The sequence below is a fragment of the Pseudomonas sp. Wu6 genome (genome assembly GCF_019891515.1).
In the GTDB taxonomy this organism is placed as follows: Bacteria; Pseudomonadota; Gammaproteobacteria; order Pseudomonadales; family Pseudomonadaceae; genus Aquipseudomonas; species Aquipseudomonas orientalis_A.
The window spans coordinates 89,626-112,431 of the sequence record NZ_JAFLXH010000003.1; the positions used below are offsets into that span (position 1 = coordinate 89,626).

Here is a 22,806-nt window from a genome sequence, read left to right on the forward strand (position 1 = left end):
TATTATGTCGATTTTAAATGTCGCGTATTTTGCATGTTTGTCCCACTCATTGAGTACATTGAAGCTTCGGTTGTTTAGAAACTTGAACACTGTATTCAGGGTGGATTATGAGTATTCCAACGACGTATACGTACCCAATAACAGCGTCCTTCAGTTCACTGGCTGAACGAGGCGAAGGCCATACAAATCATAGGGGCGGCGCCGCGATTGATAAAGGCCACCCTGCGACTGAAACAAGTGAAACGCCCTCAACAAGTCGCGCCGAGGCCGATGCCGAGGTCGCCAGTTCATTCGCCTCATTATTGCTCGACGGTCGTTATAGAACGTCAGTTCGGCCCCCCGATGTGCAGGTCCCGCCGCACTCGACGGTGGCGCGCTGGTATGCCCAACTGGAGAGTGCATTCAAAAGCGAAGGGTTTTCAGCCTGGGCTAACAAGCAGGGGCTGGATATGCATGCTCTGACGCTGATCCCTGCGCGCGGGGAAATAAAAGGTTATGTAGACGGTCGGCCCAAAACCTTTTATCTGTCAGACGATTCAGGCTGGTCTGATGTTTCCCGCACGCTCCTGGCCCTGGGCAGGGTATTCGCCCCCGAACACGGTCAAGCGGTGCGATACCCAGGGAGCGGTCAGGGCGGCGTGTCGATGCCGCTGGTCGCGCAATTCTACAAGGAGCCTGATCTTTTTGACGGCGGCCAAGCCAGCGTTCGCCGCAAACAGTTCACGGATAATCCCGGCTTCAATCTGGATGAGCGTCACCTGTCGACCCACTCAGACGCGGCGCTGGCGGCGCATCGGCAGGCGTTGGGCGATGAGGCCAATCGGCACAAGCTGATGAGCGCATTGAACGCTTTGGTCGATGACGCTGAGGGGCGTGTCGACCTGGAGCAGAGCAACGTGCCCATCGATCCTCGCTCTGCATTGTTTGATCGAGAGCCCAGCAAAACGTTGAGCCTTGCCCGGATGCTCAAGCTGGAAGGCTACAAAATGCCCGCGAACAGTGCCCAGGCTCATGCGTTGGCCTCGGCACTGTCCTTTGACCTGGCACACAGGGCGCCGGGCGTGGATTCAGGTGGCGTAAGGCACATCGGGCAGGGGCTGTCGTCTACTTCGCAGCGCAAGATGGGAAAGCTTGTAAAGGCGCAGATCGCGCCAGGTACGGCGAACGTGCCTGGAACGGACAGCCTCTTGAGTCGCCTCGTCAGTCATCTTCCAGCCAACCTCAGAAAGGCCATGGCTGATTATCCGTCAATCGCCCTCGACCAGCTCCTGCGCACACCCGAGGCCCTGCGCCTGGGCAAGTTGATTCGGGAGGTGCTCAAGGTTATCGACACCCCCACGAGCGCGATTGAAAGTCTTGGCGTGGCCCTGGTTCAGGAACTCGATCCTGGCTTGGGCAAGTCGCGGTTCAACCTGGCGGGCTACAACCTGTATAGCGTTGATAACGCGGGCGCGTCTTCGGCAGAGATCGTCCAGCGCTTTACGGCGCACCTCGCCGGCCGGGTCGGCAACGAGGCCGCCGCTGTCGCCGCACGGGTTTTATTATCGGCGGCAGCCCCTGAGTTTGTGGTGAAAGACATCCCGCCCAATTTGGTCTACGGCTCCCACACCTGGGCGAATTTTTGTATAGAGGTGGCGCGCATAGAGCAGCAAGTGCCTGGCGCGACCGCAAACATGACCTTCAGCCAGGTGATGGCTTTCGGTAATACGCCGCCGGTGTCCACCGAGGATGAGGATCAACTGAAGTTCGCCGCACGCGATGCGATCATTGCCTGGGGCATTGCCAACCGTGTTATCGACACCAGCCCGACGCACACTTATTCGGATGCGCAGGCCGAGCAGGCGCAACAGGCACTCAACAAGCAGCAAAAAGAACTTCGTTGGGCGAGTAATGCCATGAAAACGCCGCCGACGACACGACGGGAATTGGCGCTGGCAGAGTTGAAACGGGTATTTCCGGACGTGGACCCGACGCTCGAGGTGATGCAGCAGGCCTCCGTGAAGCATAAGCCGATATCGTTGTTGGATATTTATATGACGGGGCCCATTCAACCGGACTATTGGATATCCAAGGATGAGCAGCGTTTTCCCTATGAGCGTTTGAAGTCGCGTCTGTCTGAATTGACCCCTGACATCAATAAAGTGTTTAAAGCGAAATTTCAGGAGTATCGCAAGGTTCAGGAAAGTGCCTGGGCTATCCAGTTCAAATATCAGCTGTCACTGCTGCCCATGGCGGACAGGGTGCGTATCAGCCAATCGGACGTCAGTTTTTTTGAGGTGTCCCGCGCCTATACCAAGAGCGGGCCTTGTACCTCCGGGTTGTTCACCCCCAGAGAATGCCTGCCTCCAACGCCCACGGCGCAGGAACTTGAAGCGCTCAAGGGCAGGCACGGGTTGCTGATGAAAGTGGTGGAGCCTGACGGCACTGTCAGCGCCTACAGTTACTTTCCCGCCGAAGGCAAGATCGTCAAGGAAGACGGCTTTCCGGGCGGGCGGATCGACCTGGATGATCGCTCCTATTTTGGAGGGGGGAACGAAGGTTACATTCCGGGTTTGCCGCATACCTACAAGCAATATGGGCTAACGGATAAAACGCGCGATCCTGCACCGGATGGGAAAAACCAGGGTGACTACTTTTCTGATAAATCGGCTGCACTCGCGCACCTGGCGGGTGGTTATTTCACCAAGGACTACGGCGGCCTGCAGAAGGCGGCGGCGGGCGTCACCGAGATTGAAAAAGGGCGTGCTTACGACGAAGAACTGAAGGGTTTTTTTCTGAGCCTCGTGCCTTTTTATGACGGTATTCAGGACGCTATCAAAGGTGATGTAGGCGGGGCTATATTCAATCTCGGCTTCGACATTCTCGGCTTTGTCATTCCCGGTGCGAATGCCGCGCGCAAAGCCGCCAAGGTGGGCAGAGGTGTTCTGAATACAATTAAAAGCGCTGTCGTGGCGGGTGTGGGGGCGTCCGTAGGTTATACCGACTCAGTCGATATTGCGAAGAACTTAAATAAAGGCGCACGCGCCGGTTATAAGGATACGAAGTACCTGATTGAAAAGGGTCACGATGTGTTGTCACGTTTGAGAGGCCATTACGGAAGTTATGATGTTACTAAAATCTATAAGGAGGGCGATATTGTAAAAGGGTTTTTTCACGCAGCTGAGGACAATGTATGGCGACCTGCCGTGGCCGTCTTCAAGAAAGGCGCCTGGTATGCCTATAACGTTGTCACTAAAACGCCGTTCGGTGTTCAGTTGGCACAATTTGGTGCGGTGAGTTCATTGCAACGCTGATACACGGACGTGTTCAGATAGCCACGATTTTCCATTGTTTAATATTCATTCGACAGGGAGCGCGAATGCTTTGTATCTATCCCGACTAAGGTGAATGACGATGAGACGTTCAACAACAATAACAACGGCGTTACTTCCTGTCCGCACTTCGATTGTATTCAAAGGGCGTATCAATCATAAAAAATCGTATCGAACGATAAAATGTTCAAAAGTAGGTGAGGTCATTGGCGGCCTTCTGAGGGGCGCTTCCAGAGAGAGTATGCCGAGCCCGACACGGGTTGACGCGCCCAACCTCGCAGGCACTACACGCAGTGGCGTGGAAACAGGCTACCAAAAGTTCGATCAAGGCTTTGTGGACGCCAAAGTGAACGGGTTCGACGGCCCAGGGCACGCCAGTGGCACCCGGCAGGCGGGAGACGCCGCCTCAGGCACCGGGCAAACGCCCGAAATGGCCGCGTATGTCGAAAAACAGCGAAAAGCCTGGCAAGCCTCCAGGGATGCGCACATCCGCGACCAGCTGTTCGGCCAGCCCAGTCCGGGCCGTGTCAATGGGCAGGATGTCGAGCCTTTTTCTGCGCGAACCCTTGAAGAGAATGCCAAGACGGCGGTCAAGGCCAAAGAGACCGCGCTGCCGCCGACCAACACGACCCTGCTCAAGACCGCAGCGATCACGACGGCGATCAGCGTACCTGTGACGTCGATCGGCATGATCGTTGTCGGGAGTGTCAACGAAGCGCTCAAGCCACTGATCAATCCGGCGCCTGCACCCGTGACACCGGAAAGCATCGAAGAAGGACGGCTCGTCGAGTACGCGCAGAACGCAACTTTTCTGTTGGTCAACACCTTGTCGAAACTGCGTGGAGAGCGGCTTATCGGGCCGAACCTGCAATGGGTGATGCAAACCAGGGACGAGCGCCTCGACTCGCTTGAGGCCATGATTGGCTATGTCGAGAGGGAGCTGGGCAAAGAGGCCAAGGCCCGGAAAATTGATTTTCAACCGGCGTCTACGGGGCCTGAAAAAGATGACATCAAGGCGCGTGTGATCGATTTGGAGAGCCGCATGGCAGCGCTTTCTGCCTTGCTGGGGACCATGAGCATCACACCCGCGCCTCAGTCCAACACGCCGGTTTCGCCGATAGGAAACGGTTTGCAGCGGTTGCTGACCATCCAATAGCCCTGGTGGCCGGCGCCACGCCAACCCAGCCTGCGCGCCCGTCGTATCGCCGCGACGGGTGTTTCGCCCTCAGCTAAAGCGTGCGAACTTTCCCACCCTACGCTAACCTGCCTCGATGTTTACGAGGTCAACTATGCACATTCATATTCTGGGTATCTGCGGCACGTTCATGGGTTCGATGGCGGTTCTGGCCAAAGAGCTGGGCCATCACGTCACTGGCTCCGATGCCAATGTTTATCCACCGATGAGCACGCAATTGCAGGCGCAAGGGATTGAACTGACCCAGGGTTACGACCCTTCGCAGTTCGACCCGGTGCCGGATCTGGTGGTGATTGGCAATGCCATGTCGCGCGGCAACCCGGCGGTCGAATACGTGCTGAATAAAGGCTTGCCTTACGTTTCAGGCCCCCAGTGGCTGGCCGATCACGTGCTGCAGGGCCGCTGGGTATTGGCCGTCGCCGGCACCCACGGCAAGACCACCACCAGCAGCATGCTGGCCTGGGTGCTGGAGCACGCGGGCATGAGCCCGGGCTTTCTGATCGGCGGCGTTCCGCAGAATTTCTCGGTGTCGGCGCGCCTGGGCGACACGCCGTTTTTCGTGATTGAGGCCGATGAATACGACAGCGCCTTTTTCGACAAGCGCTCCAAGTTCGTCCACTACCGTCCGCGCACGGCGATCCTGAACAACCTGGAGTTCGATCACGCCGACATCTTCCCCGATCTGCCGGCCATTGAGCGGCAATTCCATCATCTGGTGCGCACCATTCCCAGCGAAGGCCTGGTGATCCATCCGACCACCGAGCCGGCGTTGCAGCGTGTGATCGACATGGGCTGCTGGACCCCGGTGCAAACCACTGGCGTCGGCGGGCAATGGCAGGTCAAGTTGCTCAGTGACGACGGTTCGCGGTTTGAAGTGCTGTTCGAAGGCGTGGGCCAAGGCGTGGTCGATTGGGGTATGACCGGTCAGCATAACGTCGCCAATGCCCTGGTGACCCTGGCGGCTGCGCGGCATGTGGGCGTGACGCCGGCCGTAGGTATCGCCGCATTGAGCGCATTCAAAAGCGTGAAGCGGCGCATGGAAAAGGTCGCCGACGTGAACGGGATTACCATCTACGACGACTTTGCCCACCACCCCACGGCAATTGCCACCACCCTGGATGGCCTGCGCAAACGCGTCGGTGATGCGCAAATCATTGCCATCGTCGAGCCGCGCTCCAATTCCATGAAGCTGGGGGCGCACCGCGATGGCCTGCCTGAAAGCGTGAATGATGCCGACCAAGTGGTGTGGTATTCGCCCGCCAACCTCGGCTGGGACCTGCCGGCTATCGCCGCACTGTGCACCGTGCCTTCGAAGGTATGCGACTCGCTGGAGGGCATCATCGAGCACGTCAAACACGTGGCCAGGCCGGGCACCCACGTGGTGATCATGAGCAATGGCGGCTTCGGCGGCTTGCACGGCAAGCTGGCTGAGGCGCTCCAATGAGCGGCCCGGAACGTGTCACCCTGGCGATGACCGGCGCGTCCGGTGCGCCGTATGGCCTGCGCCTGCTCGATTGCCTGGTGCGTGAAGACCGTGAGGTGCACTTTCTGATCTCCAAGGCGGCGCAGTTGGTGCTGGCGACCGAGACCGACGTGGAGCTGCCGGCCAAGGTGCAGATGATGCAAGCCTTCCTCACCGAATACACCGGCGCGGCGGCGGGGCAGATCAAGGTGTACGGCAAAGAGGACTGGATGTCGCCGGTCGCTTCCGGCTCCGGTGCGCCGGCGGCGATGGTGGTGGTGCCATGCTCCACCGGCACCCTGTCGGCGATTGCCACCGGCGCGTGCAACAACTTGATCGAGCGCGCGGCGGACGTCACCTTGAAGGAGCGGCGCCAGTTGATCCTGGTGCCACGCGAGGCGCCTTATTCCAGCATTCACCTGGAGCACATGCTCAAGTTGTCGAACATGGGGGTGACCATTTTGCCGGCGTCGCCAGGCTTCTATCACCAGCCGCAAACCATCGATGACCTGGTGGACTTTGTGGTGGCGCGTATTCTCAACCTGCTTAATATCCCCCAGGACATGCTGCCGCGGTGGGGCGAGCATCACTTGAGTGGCGATGAATAAGGCGCTGTGGGTTGTGCTGGTGCTGCAGCTGACCGGCTGCGCCACCGCGCGCACGCTGGATGCGGCGCAACCGGGCGCGCCAGTGGTGTACGCCGGGACCCGGCTGGATATGTACGCGATCAACGGCGGCTGCTGTGCCAGGGACAGGTTTGGCGTCGAGGCCCCCACCTATCCCCATATCGACCTGCCCGCCAGTGCGTTGCTCGATACGCTGCTGTTGCCACTGTCGTTGTTGACCGTGCTGGGCGTCGGCTTCAACGCCACCGGCGGCCTGTAACGCAATTCTCAACAACACCATAAAACCAATGTGGGAGGGGCGGTGCGACGATTCGACTTGCCCTCGATGGCGGCCTCTGGGCTGGCCGGGATGTTGGATTGGACCGAGTACATATCCGTTTCTGCGGTCACGGCTGCTATGGGTTCCGCCCTTACGGCGGCTCACTTTTGAAAAGCGCAAAAGTAAGCAAAACGCTCTTGCCCCACCACTCGGCACCTCGCTTGGGCTCGGTGTGCCCTCTCTCCGGCCAGCGTGGTTTAACGGGGCGCCTGAGATCAAGATCAAAAGCAGATCAAGATCAAGGGCGACTCGCTGCGCATCGTGGTTACTGTTGGGCGCTGCTGAGTTGTGTAGATGCCTATGCCCCGATGGCGGTAGTCCAGTCAATATCTTCAGCGACTGACACTCCGCTATCGGGGGCAAGCCCCCTCCCACATGGGGTTCAGTGTTTGCCGTTATCTATTTGCCGAGCTTGCGCAGCTCGTCCGACTCTACGACCCGCACGCCATCCTGCTCTTCCAGCGCCAGGCGCCACAGCGCGCGGGCCAGTTCGCACACTTCGATACCGTGGTACTTGCCCGGAATCAACCGAGACAACGGCCCGGCCAGTTGTTCGGCCAGGCGCGGTTCGAGTCGTTCGCCCAACAACAACGATGGCCGCGCGATGGTCAGTTGCGGCCAATCCTGGGCTCGCAATGCCTGTTCCATTTCGCCTTTGACCCGGTTGTAGAACACCGAGGATTTCGGGTCGGCGCCAATCGCGCTGATCACGATCAGGTGCCGTGCGCCCAGTTCCCGAGCGCGCTTGGCGAAGGCCACCACCATATCCAGGTCGACCGCACGAAACGCCGCTTCGGAACCGGCCTTCTTGATCGTGGTACCCAAACAGCAGAAGGCGATATCCACCCGGCCGCTCAGTTGAGGCAGGAACACTGCAGGGTCGCCTACCGGGTTTTCCAGGCGTGGGTGTTCAGCCAGTGGTTTACGGCTGGGTGCCAGGACGCGGGTGACGGTGGGTTCGTTGAGCAGGCGGTCCAGCAAGTGTTCGCCGGTGAGGCCGGAAGCACCGGCCAGTAAGATATGCTGCGGTGTCAGGTACATGGTGTTTCCCCCTTGTTACACGTTACAGCTTAGTTGCCTTTGGCTTCCTTGCTATTCATTGAGACGCTTTCCAGCGCCTTTCGTGCCTGCTGTTTACGTAATAGTTGCCAGTGGGCGATCACGCCCTTGGGGGCCCAGATCTGCGGTTCGGAGGCTTCGAAATTGTCCGCCTGTTCGCGTTCGGCCACGTGCAGTTGTGCCAGTTTGAAGGCCTGTTGCAAATCGTCCGTTTGGTTGAAAGCCTGTGCGAAAAGGGCATCACCGAAGTAGGTAAAGTCTGCTTCTTCCGAGCAGCCGAACGACACGCGATCCGCGCGTGAGGCGGTCATGATCAGCGTGCGCTCATCTTTCAATGCCGGGATGAAGCCGCCGGAGTAGCAGGCGGAAATCACGATGATCTTGTCGCGGTTTTTCAGTGGCGCGAGCACCGCTGCCAGTTCATCGGCCGGCAGGTCGGCCAGTTCCATGCGCGGCTGGTCGAGCACCAGTTCGTGTTCGTGGGTGCCGTGGCTGGTCATGTAGATGAACACGAGGTCTTCCGGCCCGCTGCGCTCGGCCAGGGTTTGCACGGCCCGGCGCAGGTTCTCGCGGGTGGCCATGGGCCGGTCGGCAATATGGTCGCGGTGGTTGACCAGGCGAATCTGCCCATGGGCACCGAAGCGGGTGGCGAGCATGTTGCTGACGTAATCGGCTTCGCGCAGGAACACGCTTTGCTTACCGTCGCCGGCCAGCGCCAGGGTGTACAGCTCGACGGCGGGCGTGGACGCGGGGACGGCGGCGAGGGCTTCGGCCAGCAGTTGGCCCTGGGCCAATACGCCGATTTCCAGTGGGTCGGGCAGCAGCTTGCCCTCGGCGTCGCGCACGCGCATACCGTTGACCCAGGTGCCGGCCTGTACCGTACCGTCAGTCAGCACCAGCGTGCCGCGACCCTGGTAGCTGTCGCTGTCAAAGCCGCCGATATAGAAGCTGCCATCGGTAAGGTTCAGGCGACCTTCGCCGCTGAAGCGCCAGTCGCTGAACTGGCCGACGTAATGGCTGCCATCGACGCCGATCAGTTCGCCTTTGCCGCTCAGGGCGCCTTCCTTGAACTGGCCGATCCAGACGTCGCCGTCGGCGTTTTCATAGCGCCCCTTGCCGTTGAGCTGGTTCTGTTGGAACTGGCCGACGTAGATATCGCCATCCGCGCTGTTGAACGTGCCGTTGCCTTCCAGCTGGCCATCGACGAAGTGGCCGCTGAACTGATTGCCGCTGTCGTCGTTGCGCTGGCCTTCGCCATTGGGTTTGCCGTGGGCGAATTGGCCCTGGTATTGGCTGCCGTCGGCCAGCTCCAGGCGCCCGAGGCCGGAATACTGGTCGTCCTTGAATTCGCCGCGATAGGTCATCTGCCCCTCTTTGAGGGTGCCTTCGCCGTTGCGTCGACCGTTCTTGAACCCGCCCACGTAACTGCTGCCCGCCGTGGTCAGGCTGCCCTGGCCATCGAACAGGCCTTGCTTGAATTGACCTTTGTAGACTTCGCCGTTGCTGCCATGCCATTCGCCCTGACCATGCCACTGGCCTTTATGGAACTCGCCGGCGTACCAACTGCCGTTGGGGTAGTCGACGCGCCCCTGGCCTTGCAGCAAGCCGTCGACCACATCGCCCCGGTAGCGGCCGCCATCGGGCAGGCGCGCATCGGGCGGCAACAGCGATTCGCCATCTCCGCAAGCGGTGAGCAACAGGGCAAGGGCAAGGGGAGCGAGTGGGCGCATAGCGGGATCCGGATAATTGAGCGCCGAGTATGCCGCAGCTGCGCGTTTCATACATAAATTTACATACACTGTGGCAAGGTTTGTTGCCTCGCCACAGGCAACGTCCTACACGAAGCAGAGTGACAATGACTCAGCGATGTAAGCCGGTTTTTCCTGACCTTCGATTTCCAGGGTGGCGGTGGCCTTAAATAGCCATTGGCCAGGTTTTTTCTCGTGGACGTCGGTGAGGGTGACATTCAGGCGAACCCTGGAGTCGACCTTCACCGGCTGTATGAAGCGCACACTGTCCAGGCCGTAGTTGATGGCCATCTTCAGGCCCTCGGGCATGATCAGGATGTCCTCCATCAGCTTGGGCATCAGCGACAGCGACAGGAACCCATGGGCGATGGTGCTGCCGAACGGGGTTTGCGCGGCCTTGGCCGGGTCGACGTGGATAAACTGATGATCGCCGGTGGCCTCTGCGAACAGGTTGATGCGCGCCTGGTCGATGGTGAGCCATTCGGAACGTCCCAGTTCCTTGCCGACATAATCGTTGAGCTGCGCTACGGGTACATAGGGCATTGCGTTTCTCCTGGGTTCATCATTTTTATCCCCGCTGACGAGGGGTTTTTTATGGGATACAGAGAACCAATGTAGATCATCATGGGCAATCGACCCGGTCAACCCAACATGCTTTTGGCGAATGCCGGAGCATAGGGCGGGCGTGCTTATAATGCGCACGAACTTTGAGGGGGCAGAGAGGATGTTGTTACGTGGCCTGACCTGGCTGGTGCTGTTTCAATTGATCGGCACTGCGCTCAACCATCTGCTGTTGCCGGTATTGCCGGGGCCGATCATCGGCCTGCTGCTGATGCTCGGCTTCCTGATCTGGCGCGGCGAAGTCAGCGAGCCGCTGAGCCTGGCGGCCGGCAGCCTGCTGCGCTATTTGCCGTTGCTGCTGGTGCCGCCGGCCGTGGGCGTGATGGTGTATGCCAGGGACATCGTTGCCGACTTCTGGGCTATCGTCGGCGCGCTGCTGCTGTCGCTGGTCATCGCGATGGCGGTTGTCGGCGTGCTGATGGAACGGTTGGTCCGGCGCAAGGAGAAGGAACAATGATGTTCGACTGGCAGGGCGCCTGGACGGCCGTCATTCATCACCCCTTGTTCGGCATCGGCATTACCCTGGGCGCTTATCAACTGGTGTTGGCGGCTTTCGAGAAAACCCGCTGGATCTTCCTGCAGCCGGTGCTGGTCTCCATGTTGCTGGTGATTGGCGTGTTGCTGATCTGCCGCCTGGACTACACCGAATACCGCAAGAGCACCGAGATCATGGGCATTCTGCTGGGGCCGGCGACGGTGGCCCTGGCGGTGCCGCTTTATTTGAACCTGCGACGGATTCGCCAATTGTTCTGGCCGATTTTTACTACGCTGGTGATAGGCGGCGTGTTGGCCACCGGCCTGTGCGTGTGGTTGGGCTGGTGGTTCGGTGCCGAGCACAGGGTGCTGATGACCATGGCGCCCAAGTCAGTGACGTCGCCGATTGCGATGTTGGTGGCCGAGCAGATCGGCGGGGTGGCGGCATTGGCTGCGGTGTTCGTGCTGATCACCGGGGTGGCCGGCGCGATGATCGGCCCGGCGTTCCTGTCGCGCCTGGGTGTCTACAGCCCCGAGGCGCGCGGCATGGCCCTGGGCATGACGGCCCACGCGGTCGGCACCTCGGTGGCCCTGCAGGAAAGCGAAGAATGCGGCGCCTTTGCGGCGCTGGCCATGAGTTTGATGGGCGTGGCCACGGCAGTGTTCCTGCCGCTGGCCGTGTCCGTGATCGTTTAAACCGGGTTTAAGGAAACCTTTATGAGTCTGGCGCTGTTTCCCCTCAACACCGTGCTGTTTCCTGGGTGCACCCTCGATTTGCAACTGTTCGAGGCGCGTTACCTGGACATGATCAGTCGCTGCATGAAAAAGGGCGAAAGCTTCGGTGTGGTGTGCATCCTCGATGGCAAGGAAGTCGGCCTGGCCCCGGATGGCTATGCGCTGATCGGCTGTGAAGCGCTGATCCGCGACTTTAAACAACAGGATAATGGCCTGCTGGGAATCCGCGTCGAGGGCGGGCGGCGTTTTCGCGTGCGCGATGCCGAGGTCCAGAAGGACCAGTTGCTGGTGGCCCAGGTGCAATGGCTGGAGGAACTGCCGGACCAGCCGCTGGAAGAAGAGGACGCCGACCTGCTGGCACTGCTGCAGGCATTGGCCGAGCACCCGATGGTCGCTTCGCTGGATATGGACGCCCATGCCGAGGGCCAGCAGGCCCTGAGTCATCAGCTGGCGTACCTGCTGCCGTTCACCGAGGCGGATAAAGTCGACCTGCTGCAACTCGACGATCCGCAACAGCGGCTGGATGCGATCCAGATGTTGCTGGATGAATTGCAGGGTGAATTGTTCCCCTGAGATTCGGAATGCTCTGACGCGGGTATCAGACTTTGTTTCGTCGTTTTCAGGGACGTGGACTGCACTATTTTCCGATCACACCCCAATGATCGGAGATCACCATGATTCAGCTGACACCCTCGGAACAAGTGGCCTGGGACGCGTATTTCGTCAGCGTCACCACCCAGTTACTCCAGCACGATCCCGCGCGCGGCGCGCAATATATCGCCGAGCGCGCCGCCGACCTTGCCGATGAAATGCTGTTGGAGCGACGCGAGCGCTGTGTTGAACGGCGCAGCGCGTCGGTGGACTGGATCGGCCCGGCCAAGGGTCAGTAGGCGTACCTGAGCAACGCGTGGGACGTGCCGGTAAACGCGATAAAGCCGAGCACCGCCACGATCACCGGCAATACCAGCCACCAGGCTTTTTGCGTCATCGGCGGCAACGGGCTGCGGTATTGAATGAGGGTGAGGCTCAATGCGCACATGCTCATCGCCAGGAGCGTGCCGGCCAGGATATCCGTGGGCCAGTGAGCGCCCAGGTACACCCGCGACAACGCTATGAACGCCGCAGGTATGCAGCCCAGCAGCAGCCAGGTCAGGCGCAGTCGCGTGGGTTGGCCTCGGCCGGCCAGTACCGCCAGGGCCAGGAAGAACGCAAACGCGCCGGAGGCATGGCCGCTGGGCATGCTGAAACTGGTGAGCGGGTCGGTGAGGATTTCCGGGCGGCCACGGGCGAAGAAGAGCTTGGTGCCAGTATTGATCACGGCGGCGCCCGCCAGCGTGGCGCCGACGAAGATGGCATGACGCCACTGTCGCGCCAGCAACAACAGGCCGGTAAACACCGCGCTGGCGACGAACATTTTCTTGAATTCGCCCAGCTGGGTGATCCGTACCATCACCTCGTCGAGCCACGGGCTGCGATGTTCCTGCACCAGTGCGCTCAGGCCCTGGTCGAAATCGTTGAGATGCGGGTAGCCGATAAACAGTGCGACCAGCAACGTCAGGCTGGCGCAGCCGATCCACAGGGTGGCGCGACGATGGCCGCGCAGGCTGCTGTTCAAGCTCAGCCCCAGCAGTGCCGCCAGGCAGGCCGCGACAATCGCCGCTTCCGGCCAGAAACCTTCGGGCAGGGGCAAGCGGAACGCCGCACCGGCAGCCCAGCCCGGCAACAGATACGCCACTGACCAGCCTGCCGCCGCGATAACGCTGACGATCGCGAAGCGCGGGAACGGCATGTCGCACATGCCGGCGACCATCGGCAGCATGGGCCGCAACGGGCCAATGAAACGCCCTACCAGCAGGCTGGCGATGCCGTACTTATGGAAGTAGGTTTCCGCACCGTTCATCCACTCGGGATGATGGCGCAGGCCGGGCAGGCGCCGGATGTTCTGGTGGAAATGCCGGCCCAGGTAGTAGGACACCCCGTCGCCCAGTAAGCCGCCGAGGAAGCCCAGCAACAGGGTCTCACTCAACGACAACGCGCCGCTGCCGGCCAGCGCGGCAATCGCAAACAGCAGCACCGTGCCCGGCACGATCAGCCCGGCGATGGCCAGGCATTCCACGCACGCGACGATAAACACCGCCACGGCCAGCCATTGTGGGTTAAGGGTCAGCCAGCCGGTGATGCTATCGAGCCATTGGCCCATACAATCCACTCCATCTCTGTAATGCATATGCTCAAACGCTGATGATCAACGGTGGGAGCCGCTGTGCTGCAAGCATCATCCAATCAAAAAATAATCGCGGCCTTCGACCTGCCCGCGCCGCAGCGGGTTCCGTGTGCAATAAGGCGCATAGCCAGCATCGACGAAGCGGTACATCAAGTGCTCATCGCGCCCACTGGGAATGCCCAGCCGTGTGGTCTGGATAATCTGCGTGGGCACCTGGCCCACGTCCTCGACATACAACCGTTCCTGATCGAAGCGCTTGGCATCCCACATCGGTACTTTCAGGCCGAGCGCCTTGCACAGCAGCGTCTGGCCCGCACAGAGTTTCTGCGAAGGACGCGGGCTGCCGTCGGGGTTGGGGTTGTTCAACAGCATGTGCGCCAGGCTCGCCGGCCCGGACCTCTCATCGACCCAGGGATAGGCCGATTTGATCAGCACGGCATTGCCCGGGCCATGGGCGCTGAAGTTCAGCGAATCACCGCCACGGGCGTAGTACATGTAGATATGCCCACCATCCAGAAACAAAGCCTTACGTTTTTCTGTGTAACCGAGTGAGGCGTGACTGCCTTTTTCGGCCACGTAATAGGCTTCGGTTTCAATAATCCGCGCTGAAAGCCAGATTTGGCCGACACGATGACGAATGACTTTGCCGAGCAATTCTTGCGCGAGCAGCTGGGCGTCGCGGTCGAAGAAGCTGTCGGGGAGGGCGCTGGCGGGGCGTTCGGGCGTGATGGTGGACATAACGTTCAGGGTTATTACGGCTAAATGTGACGGAATCATAACAACTCTCACCTTAATTACCGCTGAACCCCAGGTTTTTACAGTTCATTTCGACCATCCGCCCCTCACCGCTGTCAGTCAGGCGGCGTCACAGCTATAATCTGCCGCTTTCCTCTTTGCCAAGACTTCCTGACCCATGACTGAGTCCGTTCTTGACTACATGACCCGCCTGGGTCGCGCTGCCCGTCAGGCCTCGCGGTTGATCGCTCGTGCGAGCACCGCGCAGAAGAACCGTGCCCTGCTGGCCGCCGCCGATGCTCTGGATGCTGCGCGCTCCGAGTTGGCCGCCGCCAACGAACAGGACCTGGCCAACGGCCGCGCCAATGGCCTGGAGCCGGCCCTGCTGGACCGCCTGGCACTGACCCCGGCGCGTATCGACGACATGATCGAAGGCTTGCGTCAGGTGGCCAAGTTGCCTGACCCCATCGGTGAAATTCGCGATATGCGTTACCTGCCGTCCGGCATCCAGGTCGGCAAGATGCGCGTGCCCCTGGGCGTGATCGGCATCATCTACGAGTCGCGTCCGAACGTGACCATCGACGCCGCGAGCCTGTGCCTGAAGTCAGGCAACGCCACCATCCTGCGTGGCGGTTCCGAGGCGATCCATTCCAACCGCGCCATCGCCGCCTGCATCCAGCAAGGCCTGGCCGTGGCCGAGTTGCCTGCCGAAGTGGTGCAAGTGGTGGAAACCACTGACCGCGCCGCCGTTGGCGCACTGATCACCATGCCGGAATTCGTCGACGTGATCGTGCCACGCGGTGGCAAGGGCCTGATCGAGCGCGTCAGCCGCGACGCCAAGGTGCCGGTGATCAAGCACCTGGACGGCGTGTGCCACGTATACATCGACATCGCCGCCGACCTCGACAAGGCGATCCGCATCGCCGACAACGCCAAGACCCACCGCTACGCGCCGTGCAACACCATGGAAACCCTGTTGGTGCACGCCGGCATTGCCGAGCGCGTGCTGCCGCCGCTGGCGGCCATCTACCGCGACAAGGCTGTGGAATTGCGCGGTTGCGAGCGTACCCGTGCGCTGCTGGGCGCGGACGTGATCGAGGCCACCGAGCAGGACTGGTACACCGAATACACCGCGCCGATCCTGTCGATCCGCATTGTCGACGACCTGGACCAGGCCATCGAACACATCAACACCTACGGCTCCAAGCACACCGACGCCATCGTCTCCGAGCATTTCAGCGATGCCCGGCGTTTCCTCACTGAAGTGGATTCCGCTTCAGTGATGATCAATGCCTCGACGCGCTTTGCCGATGGTTTCGAGTACGGCCTGGGGGCGGAAATCGGCATTTCCACCGACAAGCTCCACGCACGCGGCCCGGTCGGCCTGGAAGGCCTGACCAGCGAGAAGTACGTGGTGTTCGGCGACGGTCATGTGCGCACTTGATGGCTAAACGCATCGGGCTGCTCGGCGGTACTTTCGACCCCGTGCACATCGGCCATTTGCGCAGTGCCCTGGAAGTCGCGGATGCCCTGGCGCTGGATGAGGTGCGCCTGATGCCCAATTTCCGGCCGCCTCACCGCGATACGCCGCAGGTGTCCGCACAGCAGCGCCTGGAAATGGTGCGCGTTGCGGTGGAGGGCATAGCACCGCTGGTGATGGACGATCGCGAGCTCAAACGCGATAAACCGTCCTACACTGTCGACACCCTGGAACTGATGCGCGCCGAGTTGGCCGCCGATGACCAGGTGTTTCTGCTTTTGGGCTGGGACGCATTTTGCGGCCTGCCCTCTTGGCACCGCTGGGAGGAACTCCTCCAGCATTGCCACATCCTGGTTCTGCAACGCCCGGATGCCGACAGCGAACCGCCGGATGCCTTGCGCAACCTGCTGGCCGCGCGGTCGGTAAGTGACCCCTTGGCCCTGACCGGGCCGAACGGGAATATTGCATTCGTCTGGCAGACCCCGCTTGCGGTGTCCGCCACCCAGATCCGTCAACTGCTGGCCAGCGGTAAGTCGGTACGTTTCCTGGTGCCTGACGCGGTCCTGGCCTACATCGATGCGCACGGGCTTTACCGTGCGTCGAACTGAAAAGGCGCGCTTGAATGCACGAAAAATCGTGCAGCGAGAGCCCTAACATACGAGCAAAACGAGTTTTATATGACGAACAAAGACGTAAGCAAAGTTAAGCGCAAAGGCACCTTCAAAAGCGCACCGCTGCCGGTAGAAGCCCACGTTGGCCCGGAACTGGCCGGTGAAGAGCTGGTAAAAGTCGCCGTGGCGGCCCTGGAAGACGTCAAGGCCCAGGACATCCAGGTGCTGGACGTACGCGACAAGCAGAGCATCACCGACTTCATGATCATCGCCACCGGTACCTCCAACCGCCAGATCGGCGCGATGCTGGACAAGGTTCGTGAAGCCGTCAAAGCCCAGGGCGTAAAGCCGCTGGGTGAAGAAGGCAAGGGCGACAGCGACTGGGTGCTGCTGGACATGGACGACGTGATCGTTCACATGATGACCAGCAACGCCCGCCAGTTCTACGACCTGGAGCGTCTGTGGAAAGGCGCCGAGCAGAGCCGTGCCGCCGATGGCAAGCACCACAGCCCGGAAGTGGGCCACGCGCACTTCGACAAGCTCAACAAAGACCAGGAATAAGGAACGGCTGTGCGCCTGCGTCTGATCGCTGTCGGTTCACGCATGCCCAAGTGGGTGGAAGAGGGCTGGCACGAGTACGCCAAGCGTCTGCCTGCCGAGCTGTCGCTTGAACTGGTGGAAATACCGCTCAATACCCGGGGCAAGAACGCCGACGTGGCGCGCTTTATCCGTCAGGAAGGCGAAGCCATGTTGGCCAAGGTCGGCCCCAACGAGCGCATCGTCACCCTCGAAGTGCACGGCAAGCCCTGGAGCACCGAGCAGTTGGCGGTGGAACTGGACCGCTGGCGCCTGGACTCGCGCACCGTCAACTTCATGGTCGGCGGCCCCGAAGGGCTGGCGCCGGAAGTCTGTGCGCGGGCCGATCAGCGCTGGTCGCTGTCGGCGCTCACGCTGCCGCACCCGTTGGTAAGGATTCTGATCGGTGAACAGCTGTATCGCGCCTGGACAGTTCTGTCCGGGCACCCTTATCACAAATAATCTGCGCCATAGCCGATGACCCAGCCGATCCGCATCAAGGACCACGAGAAGGACGCACGTCTTGTACGCGCGCGCGTGGTATTTGGCGCGATCATGGTGGTGGCATTGATTGGTGTGCTGATCGCCCGTCTGTATTACCTGCAGGTGATCCAGTACGAGTATCACTCCACCTTGTCGGAAAACAATCGGGTGCATGTGCAACCGATCCCGCCGACCCGTGGGCTGATTTTCGACCGCAATGGCGTGGTCGTGGCGGATAACCGGCCCAGCTTCAGCCTGAGCATGACCCGCGAGCGTTCCGGCGACTGGCAGCAAGTGCTCGATGTGATTGTCGAAGTGCTGCAGCTGACGCCGGAAGACCGGGTCATTTTCGAGAAACGCATGAAGCAGGGGCGCCGACCTTTCGAGCCGGTGCCGATTCTGTTCGAGTTGAACGAAGAACAGATCGCGCGGATCGCGGTGAACCAGTTCCGCCTGCCGGGCGTGGAAGTGGTGGCGCAGTTGGTGCGGCATTACCCGCAGGGGCCGCACTTTGCCCACTCGGTCGGCTATATGGGGCGCATCAACGAGAAAGAGCTCAAAAGCCTCGATCCGGTCAATTACAGCGGCACCCATCACATCGGTAAAACCGGCATCGAGCGTTTCTACGAGCCCCAACTGCACGGCCAGGTGGGTTACGAAGAAGTCGAGACCAACGCCCGTGGCCGCGTGCTGCGCGTACTCAAGCGCACCGACCCCTTGCCGGGCAAGGACATCGTGCTGAGCCTGGACATCAAGTTGCAGGAAGCCGCCGAAATGGCGCTGGGCGGTCGTCGCGGTGCGGTGGTGGCGCTGGACCCGAAGACCGGCGAAGTCCTGGCCATGGTCAGCCAGCCGAGTTTCGACCCCAACCTGTTCGTGACCGGCATCAGCTTCAAGGCCTACGCCGAATTGCGCGACTCCATCGACCGGCCGCTGTTCAACCGGGTGCTGCGCGGCCTGTATCCGCCGGGGTCGACCATCAAGCCGGCGGTGGCGATTGCCGGCCTGGATTCCGGGGTGGTCACCGCCTCGAGCCGGGTCTATGACCCCGGCTATTACATGCTGCCCAACTACGATCACAAATACCGTAACTGGAACCGCTCCGGTGACGGCTATGTCGACCTGGACACCGCCATCATGCGCTCCAACGACACCTATTTTTATGACCTGGCCCACAAGCTGGGGATCGATCGCCTGGCGGCCTACATGGGCAAGTTCGGCCTCGGCCAGAAGGTCTCCCTGGACATGTTCGAAGAGTCTCCCGGCCTGATGCCCTCGCGCGAATGGAAGCGGGCGACGCGCCGCCAGGCGTGGTTCCCCGGCGAAACCCTGATTCTCGGCATCGGCCAGGGCTACATGCAGGCCACCCCGCTGCAACTGGCCCAGGCAACTGCGCTGGTGGCGAACAAGGGCGTGTGGAACCGGCCGCACCTGGCCAGGACCATCGAGGGCGAGAAACCGGTGGATGAGAACCCGATCCCCGACATCGTGCTGCGCGACCCTTCCGACTGGGCCAAGGTCAATCATGGCATGCAGCAGGTGATGCACGGCGCTCGCGGCACCGCACGCAAGGCGGCGCTCGGCGCGCAATACCGCATCGCCGGCAAGAGCGGTACCGCCCAGGTAGTCGCGATCAAGCAGGGTGAAAAATATGACCGCTCCAAGGTGCAGGAGCGCCACCGCGACCACGCCTTGTTTGTCGGCTTTGCCCCTGCCGATGACCCGAAAATCGTGGTGGCGGTGATGGTGGAGAACGGCGAGTCCGGTTCCGGTGTGGCTGCGCCTGTGGTGCGCCAGATCATGGACGCCTGGCTGCTGGCCCCCGACGGCAAGCTCAAGCCCGAATATGGCGGCCCCCCTTCCAGCCCCGAGGTTACGGCCCGTGAAGAGTAATTTTGACCGCATCCTCTCCAGTGAGGATGTGATGCGTCGCCGTGCGACGTTGCTGCAACGCATGCACATTGACGGCCCGTTGCTGGTGCTGCTGCTGATACTGGCGGCCGGCAGCCTGTTTGTGCTGTATTCGGCCAGCGGCAAGAACTGGGACCTGCTGATCAAGCAAGCGTCGTCGTTCGGCCTGGGCCTGTTGTCGATGGTGGTGATCGCCCAGCTCGAGCCGCGGTTCATGGCGCGCTGGGTGCCGCTGGGCTATGTCGCCGGGGTGTTGCTGCTGGTGGTGGTGGACGTGATGGGGCACAACGCCATGGGCGCGACCCGCTGGATCAACATCCCGGGGGTGATTCGCTTCCAGCCGTCGGAATTCATGAAGATCCTGATGCCGGCCACCATCGCCTGGTACCTGTCCAAGCGCACCTTGCCGCCCCAGCTCAAGCATGTGGGGATCAGCCTGATCCTGATCGGCGTGCCGTTCATTCTGATCGTGCGCCAGCCGGACCTCGGCACCTCGTTGCTGATCCTGGCGGGGGGCGCGTTCGTACTGTTCATGGGCGGCCTGCGCTGGCGCTGGATTCTCAGCGTGCTGGCCGCTGCCGTGCCGGTGGCGGTGGCCATGTGGTTCTTCTTTATGCACGACTACCAGAAGCAGCGGATCCTGACGTTCCTCGACCCCGAAAGCGACCCGCTGGGTACCGGCTGGAACATCATCCAGTCAAAGGCCGCCATCGGTTCCGGCGGCGTGTTCGGCAAGGGCTGGCTGCTGGGGACCCAATCGCACCTGGACTTTTTGCCCGAAAGCCACACCGACTTCATTATCGCGGTGATGGGCGAAGAGTTCGGCCTGGTAGGCATCTGCGCGCTACTGCTGATCTATTTGCTGTTGATCGGGCGCGGGCTGGTGATTACCGCGCAGGCGCAGACGCTGTTCGGCAAGTTGCTGGCCGGCAGTCTGACCATGACGTTTTTTGTTTACGTTTTCGTCAACATCGGTATGGTCAGTGGCCTGTTGCCGGTGGTTGGGGTGCCGTTGCCATTCATTAGCTACGGCGGAACTTCGCTGGTGACATTGCTGTCAGCGTTTGGGGTTTTGATGTCGATTCATACGCATCGCAAATGGATCGCTCAGGTTTGAATAAGGTGAAGATGTCAATGCAAGTAATGCGCGGCTGGGCCACTCGGCATGCGTCCTGGATGGGCCTGATCGGGCTGCTGGGCGCAACGCAGGAGGTGCAGGCCGGTGACTACGATGGCTCACCCCAGGTCGCCGAATTCGTCGGTGAGATGACCCGCGACTACGGTTTCGCCGGTGAACAGCTGATGGGCGTGTTCCGCGAAGCGCGCAAAAAGCAGGCGATCCTCGACGCCATCTCGCGCCCCGCCGAGCGGGTCAAGCAGTGGAAGGAATATCGTCCGATGTTCCTCACCGACGCCCGTGTGGCCCGGGGCGTGGACTTCTGGCGCCAGCACGAGGCGGTACTGGCGCGCGCCGAGCAGGAATATGGCGTGCCGGCCCAGGTCATCGTCGCGATCATCGGCATTGAAACCTTTTACGGGCGCAACACCGGCAGTTACCGGGTGATCGACGCGTTGTCGACCCTGGGCTTCGATTACCCGCCGCGTGCCGAGTTCTTCCGCAAGGAGCTGCGCGAATTCCTGTTGCTGGCCCGCGAAGAACAGGTCGACCCGATGACCCTCAAGGGCTCGTACGCCGGGGCGATGGGCTTGCCGCAGTTCATGCCGAGCAGCTTTCGCGCCTACGCGGTGGATTTCGACGGCGACGGGCATATCAATATCTGGAGCAACCCCGACGATGCCATCGGCAGCGTGGCCAGCTACTTCAAGCGCCACGGCTGGGTCGGCGGAGAACCGGTGGTTGTGCGCGCCGATGTGACGGGCGAGCGTGCCGATGAAGGCCTGACCCAGGGAATCGACCCGGTGAAGACCGTCGGGGAGTTGCGAGCGCTGGGCTGGTCGAGTCAGAATGCGCCACGCGATGATATGCCGGTGACGGCGTTCCGCCTTGAAGGTGAAAATGGCCCGGAATACTGGATGGGCCTGAAGAATTTCTACGCAATCACGCGTTATAACCGCAGTGTGATGTACGCCATGGCCGTGCATCAGCTGTCAGACGAGCTGGTTCAAGCACGGGGCAACAAGTAATGCGGGTATCGCCGTTCAAAAAACCGCTCAAGCTGGTGGCGTTCGCCGCGTTGTCCCTGCTGATCGCCAGTTGCTCCACGACACCGAATCGAGCGCCGGCCAAGAAGGCCGGCGGTGCGGTGGTTCGCGCCCAGCCGGGCCTGGACATCAACCGTGCGCACAAGGACGGCGCGCCGTGGTGGGACGTGGATGTGTCCAAGATCCCGGATGCCACGCCAACCCTGCACTCCGGCCCCTACAAGGCCAACCCCTATACCGTGCTGGGCAAGAATTACTTCCCGCTGCAGGAATCCAAGACCTACGTGCAGTCGGGCACGGCGTCCTGGTACGGCACCAAGTTCCACGGCCAGAACACCGCCAACGGCGAAGTGTATGACCTGTACGGCATGAGTGCGGCGCACAAGACCCTGCCGCTGCCCAGCTATGTGCGCGTGACCAACCTGGACAACAACCGCACCGTGATTCTGCGGGTCAACGACCGTGGGCCGTTCTATTCGGACCGGATCATCGACCTCTCCTATGCCGCTGCGAAGAAACTCGGTTACGCCGAAATCGGTACCGCGCGGGTGAAAGTCGAAGGCATCGACCCGGCGCAGTACTGGGCCCAGCGTGGCAAGCCGGCGCCGTTGATGCTCAACGAGCCGCAAACCCCGCAACCGCAAGTGACGGCGTCGACCGGCAAGATCGAACAATGGACACCGCCGCCGGCGCAGCATGCTCCGGATACGGTGGTCGTGCCCCATGCGGCGCCCGGCGCCTCCAAGGTGGGCGGGCAGTACCTGCAGGTGGGCGCTTTCGCCAACCCGGATGCGGCAGAACTGTTAAGGTCCAAGCTCAGCGGCATGGTCAGCGCGCCAGTGTTCATCAGCTCCATCGTGCGTAACCAGCAGACCCTGCACCGAGTGCGTATGGGGCCGATCGGCTCGCCGAGCGAGGTTGCGCAAGTGCAGAACAGCGTACGCCTGGCTAACCTGGGGCAGCCCAGCGTAGTGACTGCGGAATAAGGCAATACAGGATTGACGGTCCAGGTGCGTGCGCGTGCCCGGGCCCTGGTTGTTGGCTCGTTGAACAATAAAACCCAGGGGCAAGGG

Annotated in this window: 22 protein-coding genes; 17 read left to right on the plus strand and 5 right to left on the minus strand. The window is 61.1% G+C overall.

The window, feature by feature from the left end; translation table 11 throughout:
- Nucleotides 1-107: 107 nt before the first annotated feature.
- The 5 genes from J1G34_RS02815 to J1G34_RS02835 all read left to right on the plus strand — a co-directional run bounded on the left by J1G34_RS02815 (nt 108) and on the right by J1G34_RS02835 (nt 6,853).
- Nucleotides 108-3,293, plus strand: coding sequence for a hypothetical protein (locus tag J1G34_RS02815; protein ID WP_222993251.1), 3,186 nt, complete (start codon nt 108-110; stop codon nt 3,291-3,293).
- A gap of 259 nt (nt 3,294-3,552) precedes the next feature.
- Nucleotides 3,553-4,467, plus strand: a complete 915-nt coding sequence (locus J1G34_RS02820; RefSeq protein ID WP_222993253.1) for a hypothetical protein — start codon at nt 3,553-3,555, stop codon at nt 4,465-4,467.
- Nucleotides 4,468-4,600: 133 nt separating this feature from the next.
- Complete coding sequence (gene mpl, locus J1G34_RS02825; RefSeq protein WP_065936760.1) at nt 4,601-5,950, plus strand: UDP-N-acetylmuramate:L-alanyl-gamma-D-glutamyl-meso-diaminopimelate ligase; 1,350 nt, start codon at nt 4,601-4,603, stop codon at nt 5,948-5,950.
- Complete coding sequence (gene ubiX / locus J1G34_RS02830; protein ID WP_065895159.1) at nt 5,947-6,576, plus strand: flavin prenyltransferase UbiX; 630 nt, start codon at nt 5,947-5,949, stop codon at nt 6,574-6,576. The genes mpl and ubiX overlap by 4 nt, the downstream gene beginning before the upstream one ends.
- The gene (locus tag J1G34_RS02835; RefSeq protein ID WP_122561960.1) at nt 6,569-6,853 is read left to right on the plus strand and encodes a YceK/YidQ family lipoprotein; all 285 of its coding nucleotides are present in this window, start codon (nt 6,569-6,571) and stop codon (nt 6,851-6,853) included. Before ubiX ends, J1G34_RS02835 begins: the two co-directional genes overlap by 8 nt.
- 459 nt (nt 6,854-7,312) lie before the next feature.
- Here J1G34_RS02835 and J1G34_RS02840 read toward each other — a convergent pair whose 3' ends face one another.
- From J1G34_RS02840 to J1G34_RS02850, 3 genes are all read right to left on the minus strand, one after another.
- Entirely contained in the window at nt 7,313-7,954 is a 642-nt protein-coding gene (locus J1G34_RS02840) for an oxidoreductase (RefSeq protein WP_065886828.1), read from the minus strand.
- Nucleotides 7,955-7,983: 29 nt separating this feature from the next.
- On the minus strand, nt 7,984-9,702 hold the full coding sequence (locus J1G34_RS02845; protein ID WP_065895160.1) for a C13 family peptidase: 1,719 nt from the start codon (nt 9,700-9,702) through the stop codon (nt 7,984-7,986).
- A gap of 105 nt (nt 9,703-9,807) precedes the next feature.
- Complete coding sequence (locus J1G34_RS02850; protein ID WP_065886830.1) at nt 9,808-10,263, minus strand: MaoC family dehydratase; 456 nt, start codon at nt 10,261-10,263, stop codon at nt 9,808-9,810.
- A 181-nt stretch (nt 10,264-10,444) separates the two neighbouring features.
- On the opposite strand from J1G34_RS02850, the gene J1G34_RS02855 reads away from it, so the two are divergent.
- The 4 genes from J1G34_RS02855 (at nt 10,445) to J1G34_RS02870 (ending at nt 12,440) form a co-directional block, all read left to right on the plus strand.
- On the plus strand, nt 10,445-10,798 hold the full coding sequence (locus J1G34_RS02855) for a CidA/LrgA family protein (protein WP_065895161.1): 354 nt from the start codon (nt 10,445-10,447) through the stop codon (nt 10,796-10,798).
- The gene (locus J1G34_RS02860; protein WP_222993255.1) at nt 10,795-11,511 is read left to right on the plus strand and encodes an LrgB family protein; all 717 of its coding nucleotides are present in this window, start codon (nt 10,795-10,797) and stop codon (nt 11,509-11,511) included. Before J1G34_RS02855 ends, J1G34_RS02860 begins: the two co-directional genes overlap by 4 nt.
- A 21-nt stretch (nt 11,512-11,532) precedes the next feature.
- Nucleotides 11,533-12,123 (plus strand): LON peptidase substrate-binding domain-containing protein, encoded by a 591-nt coding sequence (locus J1G34_RS02865; protein WP_065886833.1) that lies wholly within the window; start codon nt 11,533-11,535, stop codon nt 12,121-12,123.
- A gap of 101 nt (nt 12,124-12,224) precedes the next feature.
- A complete protein-coding gene (locus J1G34_RS02870) occupies nt 12,225-12,440 on the plus strand; it encodes a hypothetical protein (protein ID WP_065895163.1) in 216 nt (71 codons plus the stop codon).
- Here the strand turns inward: J1G34_RS02870 and J1G34_RS02875 are convergent.
- The gene (locus tag J1G34_RS02875) at nt 12,434-13,750 is read right to left on the minus strand and encodes a bifunctional DedA family/phosphatase PAP2 family protein (RefSeq protein WP_222993257.1); all 1,317 of its coding nucleotides are present in this window, start codon (nt 13,748-13,750) and stop codon (nt 12,434-12,436) included. The genes J1G34_RS02870 and J1G34_RS02875 overlap by 7 nt on opposite strands.
- A gap of 75 nt (nt 13,751-13,825) precedes the next feature.
- The gene (locus J1G34_RS02880; protein ID WP_065895165.1) at nt 13,826-14,512 is read right to left on the minus strand and encodes a DNA-3-methyladenine glycosylase; all 687 of its coding nucleotides are present in this window, start codon (nt 14,510-14,512) and stop codon (nt 13,826-13,828) included.
- 175 nt (nt 14,513-14,687) lie between these two features.
- Between J1G34_RS02880 and J1G34_RS02885 the strand changes: the two genes are divergently transcribed.
- The 8 genes from J1G34_RS02885 (at nt 14,688) to J1G34_RS02920 (ending at nt 22,719) form a co-directional block, all read left to right on the plus strand.
- Complete coding sequence (locus J1G34_RS02885) at nt 14,688-15,953, plus strand: glutamate-5-semialdehyde dehydrogenase (protein WP_065895166.1); 1,266 nt, start codon at nt 14,688-14,690, stop codon at nt 15,951-15,953.
- Nucleotides 15,953-16,597: a nicotinate-nucleotide adenylyltransferase gene (gene nadD / locus J1G34_RS02890; protein WP_065886838.1), complete on the plus strand. Its 645-nt coding sequence runs from the start codon at nt 15,953-15,955 to the stop codon at nt 16,595-16,597. Before J1G34_RS02885 ends, nadD begins: the two co-directional genes overlap by 1 nt.
- Before the next feature lie 69 nt (nt 16,598-16,666).
- The gene (gene rsfS / locus J1G34_RS02895; RefSeq protein ID WP_003176298.1) at nt 16,667-17,161 is read left to right on the plus strand and encodes a ribosome silencing factor; all 495 of its coding nucleotides are present in this window, start codon (nt 16,667-16,669) and stop codon (nt 17,159-17,161) included.
- Nucleotides 17,162-17,170: 9 nt separating this feature from the next.
- Nucleotides 17,171-17,638: a 23S rRNA (pseudouridine(1915)-N(3))-methyltransferase RlmH gene (gene rlmH, locus J1G34_RS02900; RefSeq protein ID WP_003176297.1), complete on the plus strand. Its 468-nt coding sequence runs from the start codon at nt 17,171-17,173 to the stop codon at nt 17,636-17,638.
- A gap of 15 nt (nt 17,639-17,653) precedes the next feature.
- Nucleotides 17,654-19,552 (plus strand): penicillin-binding protein 2, encoded by a 1,899-nt coding sequence (gene mrdA, locus J1G34_RS02905; protein WP_122463509.1) that lies wholly within the window; start codon nt 17,654-17,656, stop codon nt 19,550-19,552.
- Between the two features lie 31 nt (nt 19,553-19,583).
- Nucleotides 19,584-20,687, plus strand: a complete 1,104-nt coding sequence (gene rodA / locus J1G34_RS02910; protein WP_057724897.1) for a rod shape-determining protein RodA — start codon at nt 19,584-19,586, stop codon at nt 20,685-20,687.
- 17 nt (nt 20,688-20,704) lie between these two features.
- Nucleotides 20,705-21,715 carry a lytic murein transglycosylase B gene (gene mltB / locus J1G34_RS02915; protein ID WP_065895168.1) on the plus strand — a complete coding sequence of 337 codons (1,011 nt, stop codon included), beginning with the start codon at nt 20,705-20,707 and terminating at the stop codon, nt 21,713-21,715.
- Entirely contained in the window at nt 21,715-22,719 is a 1,005-nt protein-coding gene (locus J1G34_RS02920) for a septal ring lytic transglycosylase RlpA family protein (protein WP_065895169.1), read from the plus strand. Before mltB ends, J1G34_RS02920 begins: the two co-directional genes overlap by 1 nt.
- The last annotated feature ends 87 nt before the right edge of the window (nt 22,720-22,806 follow it).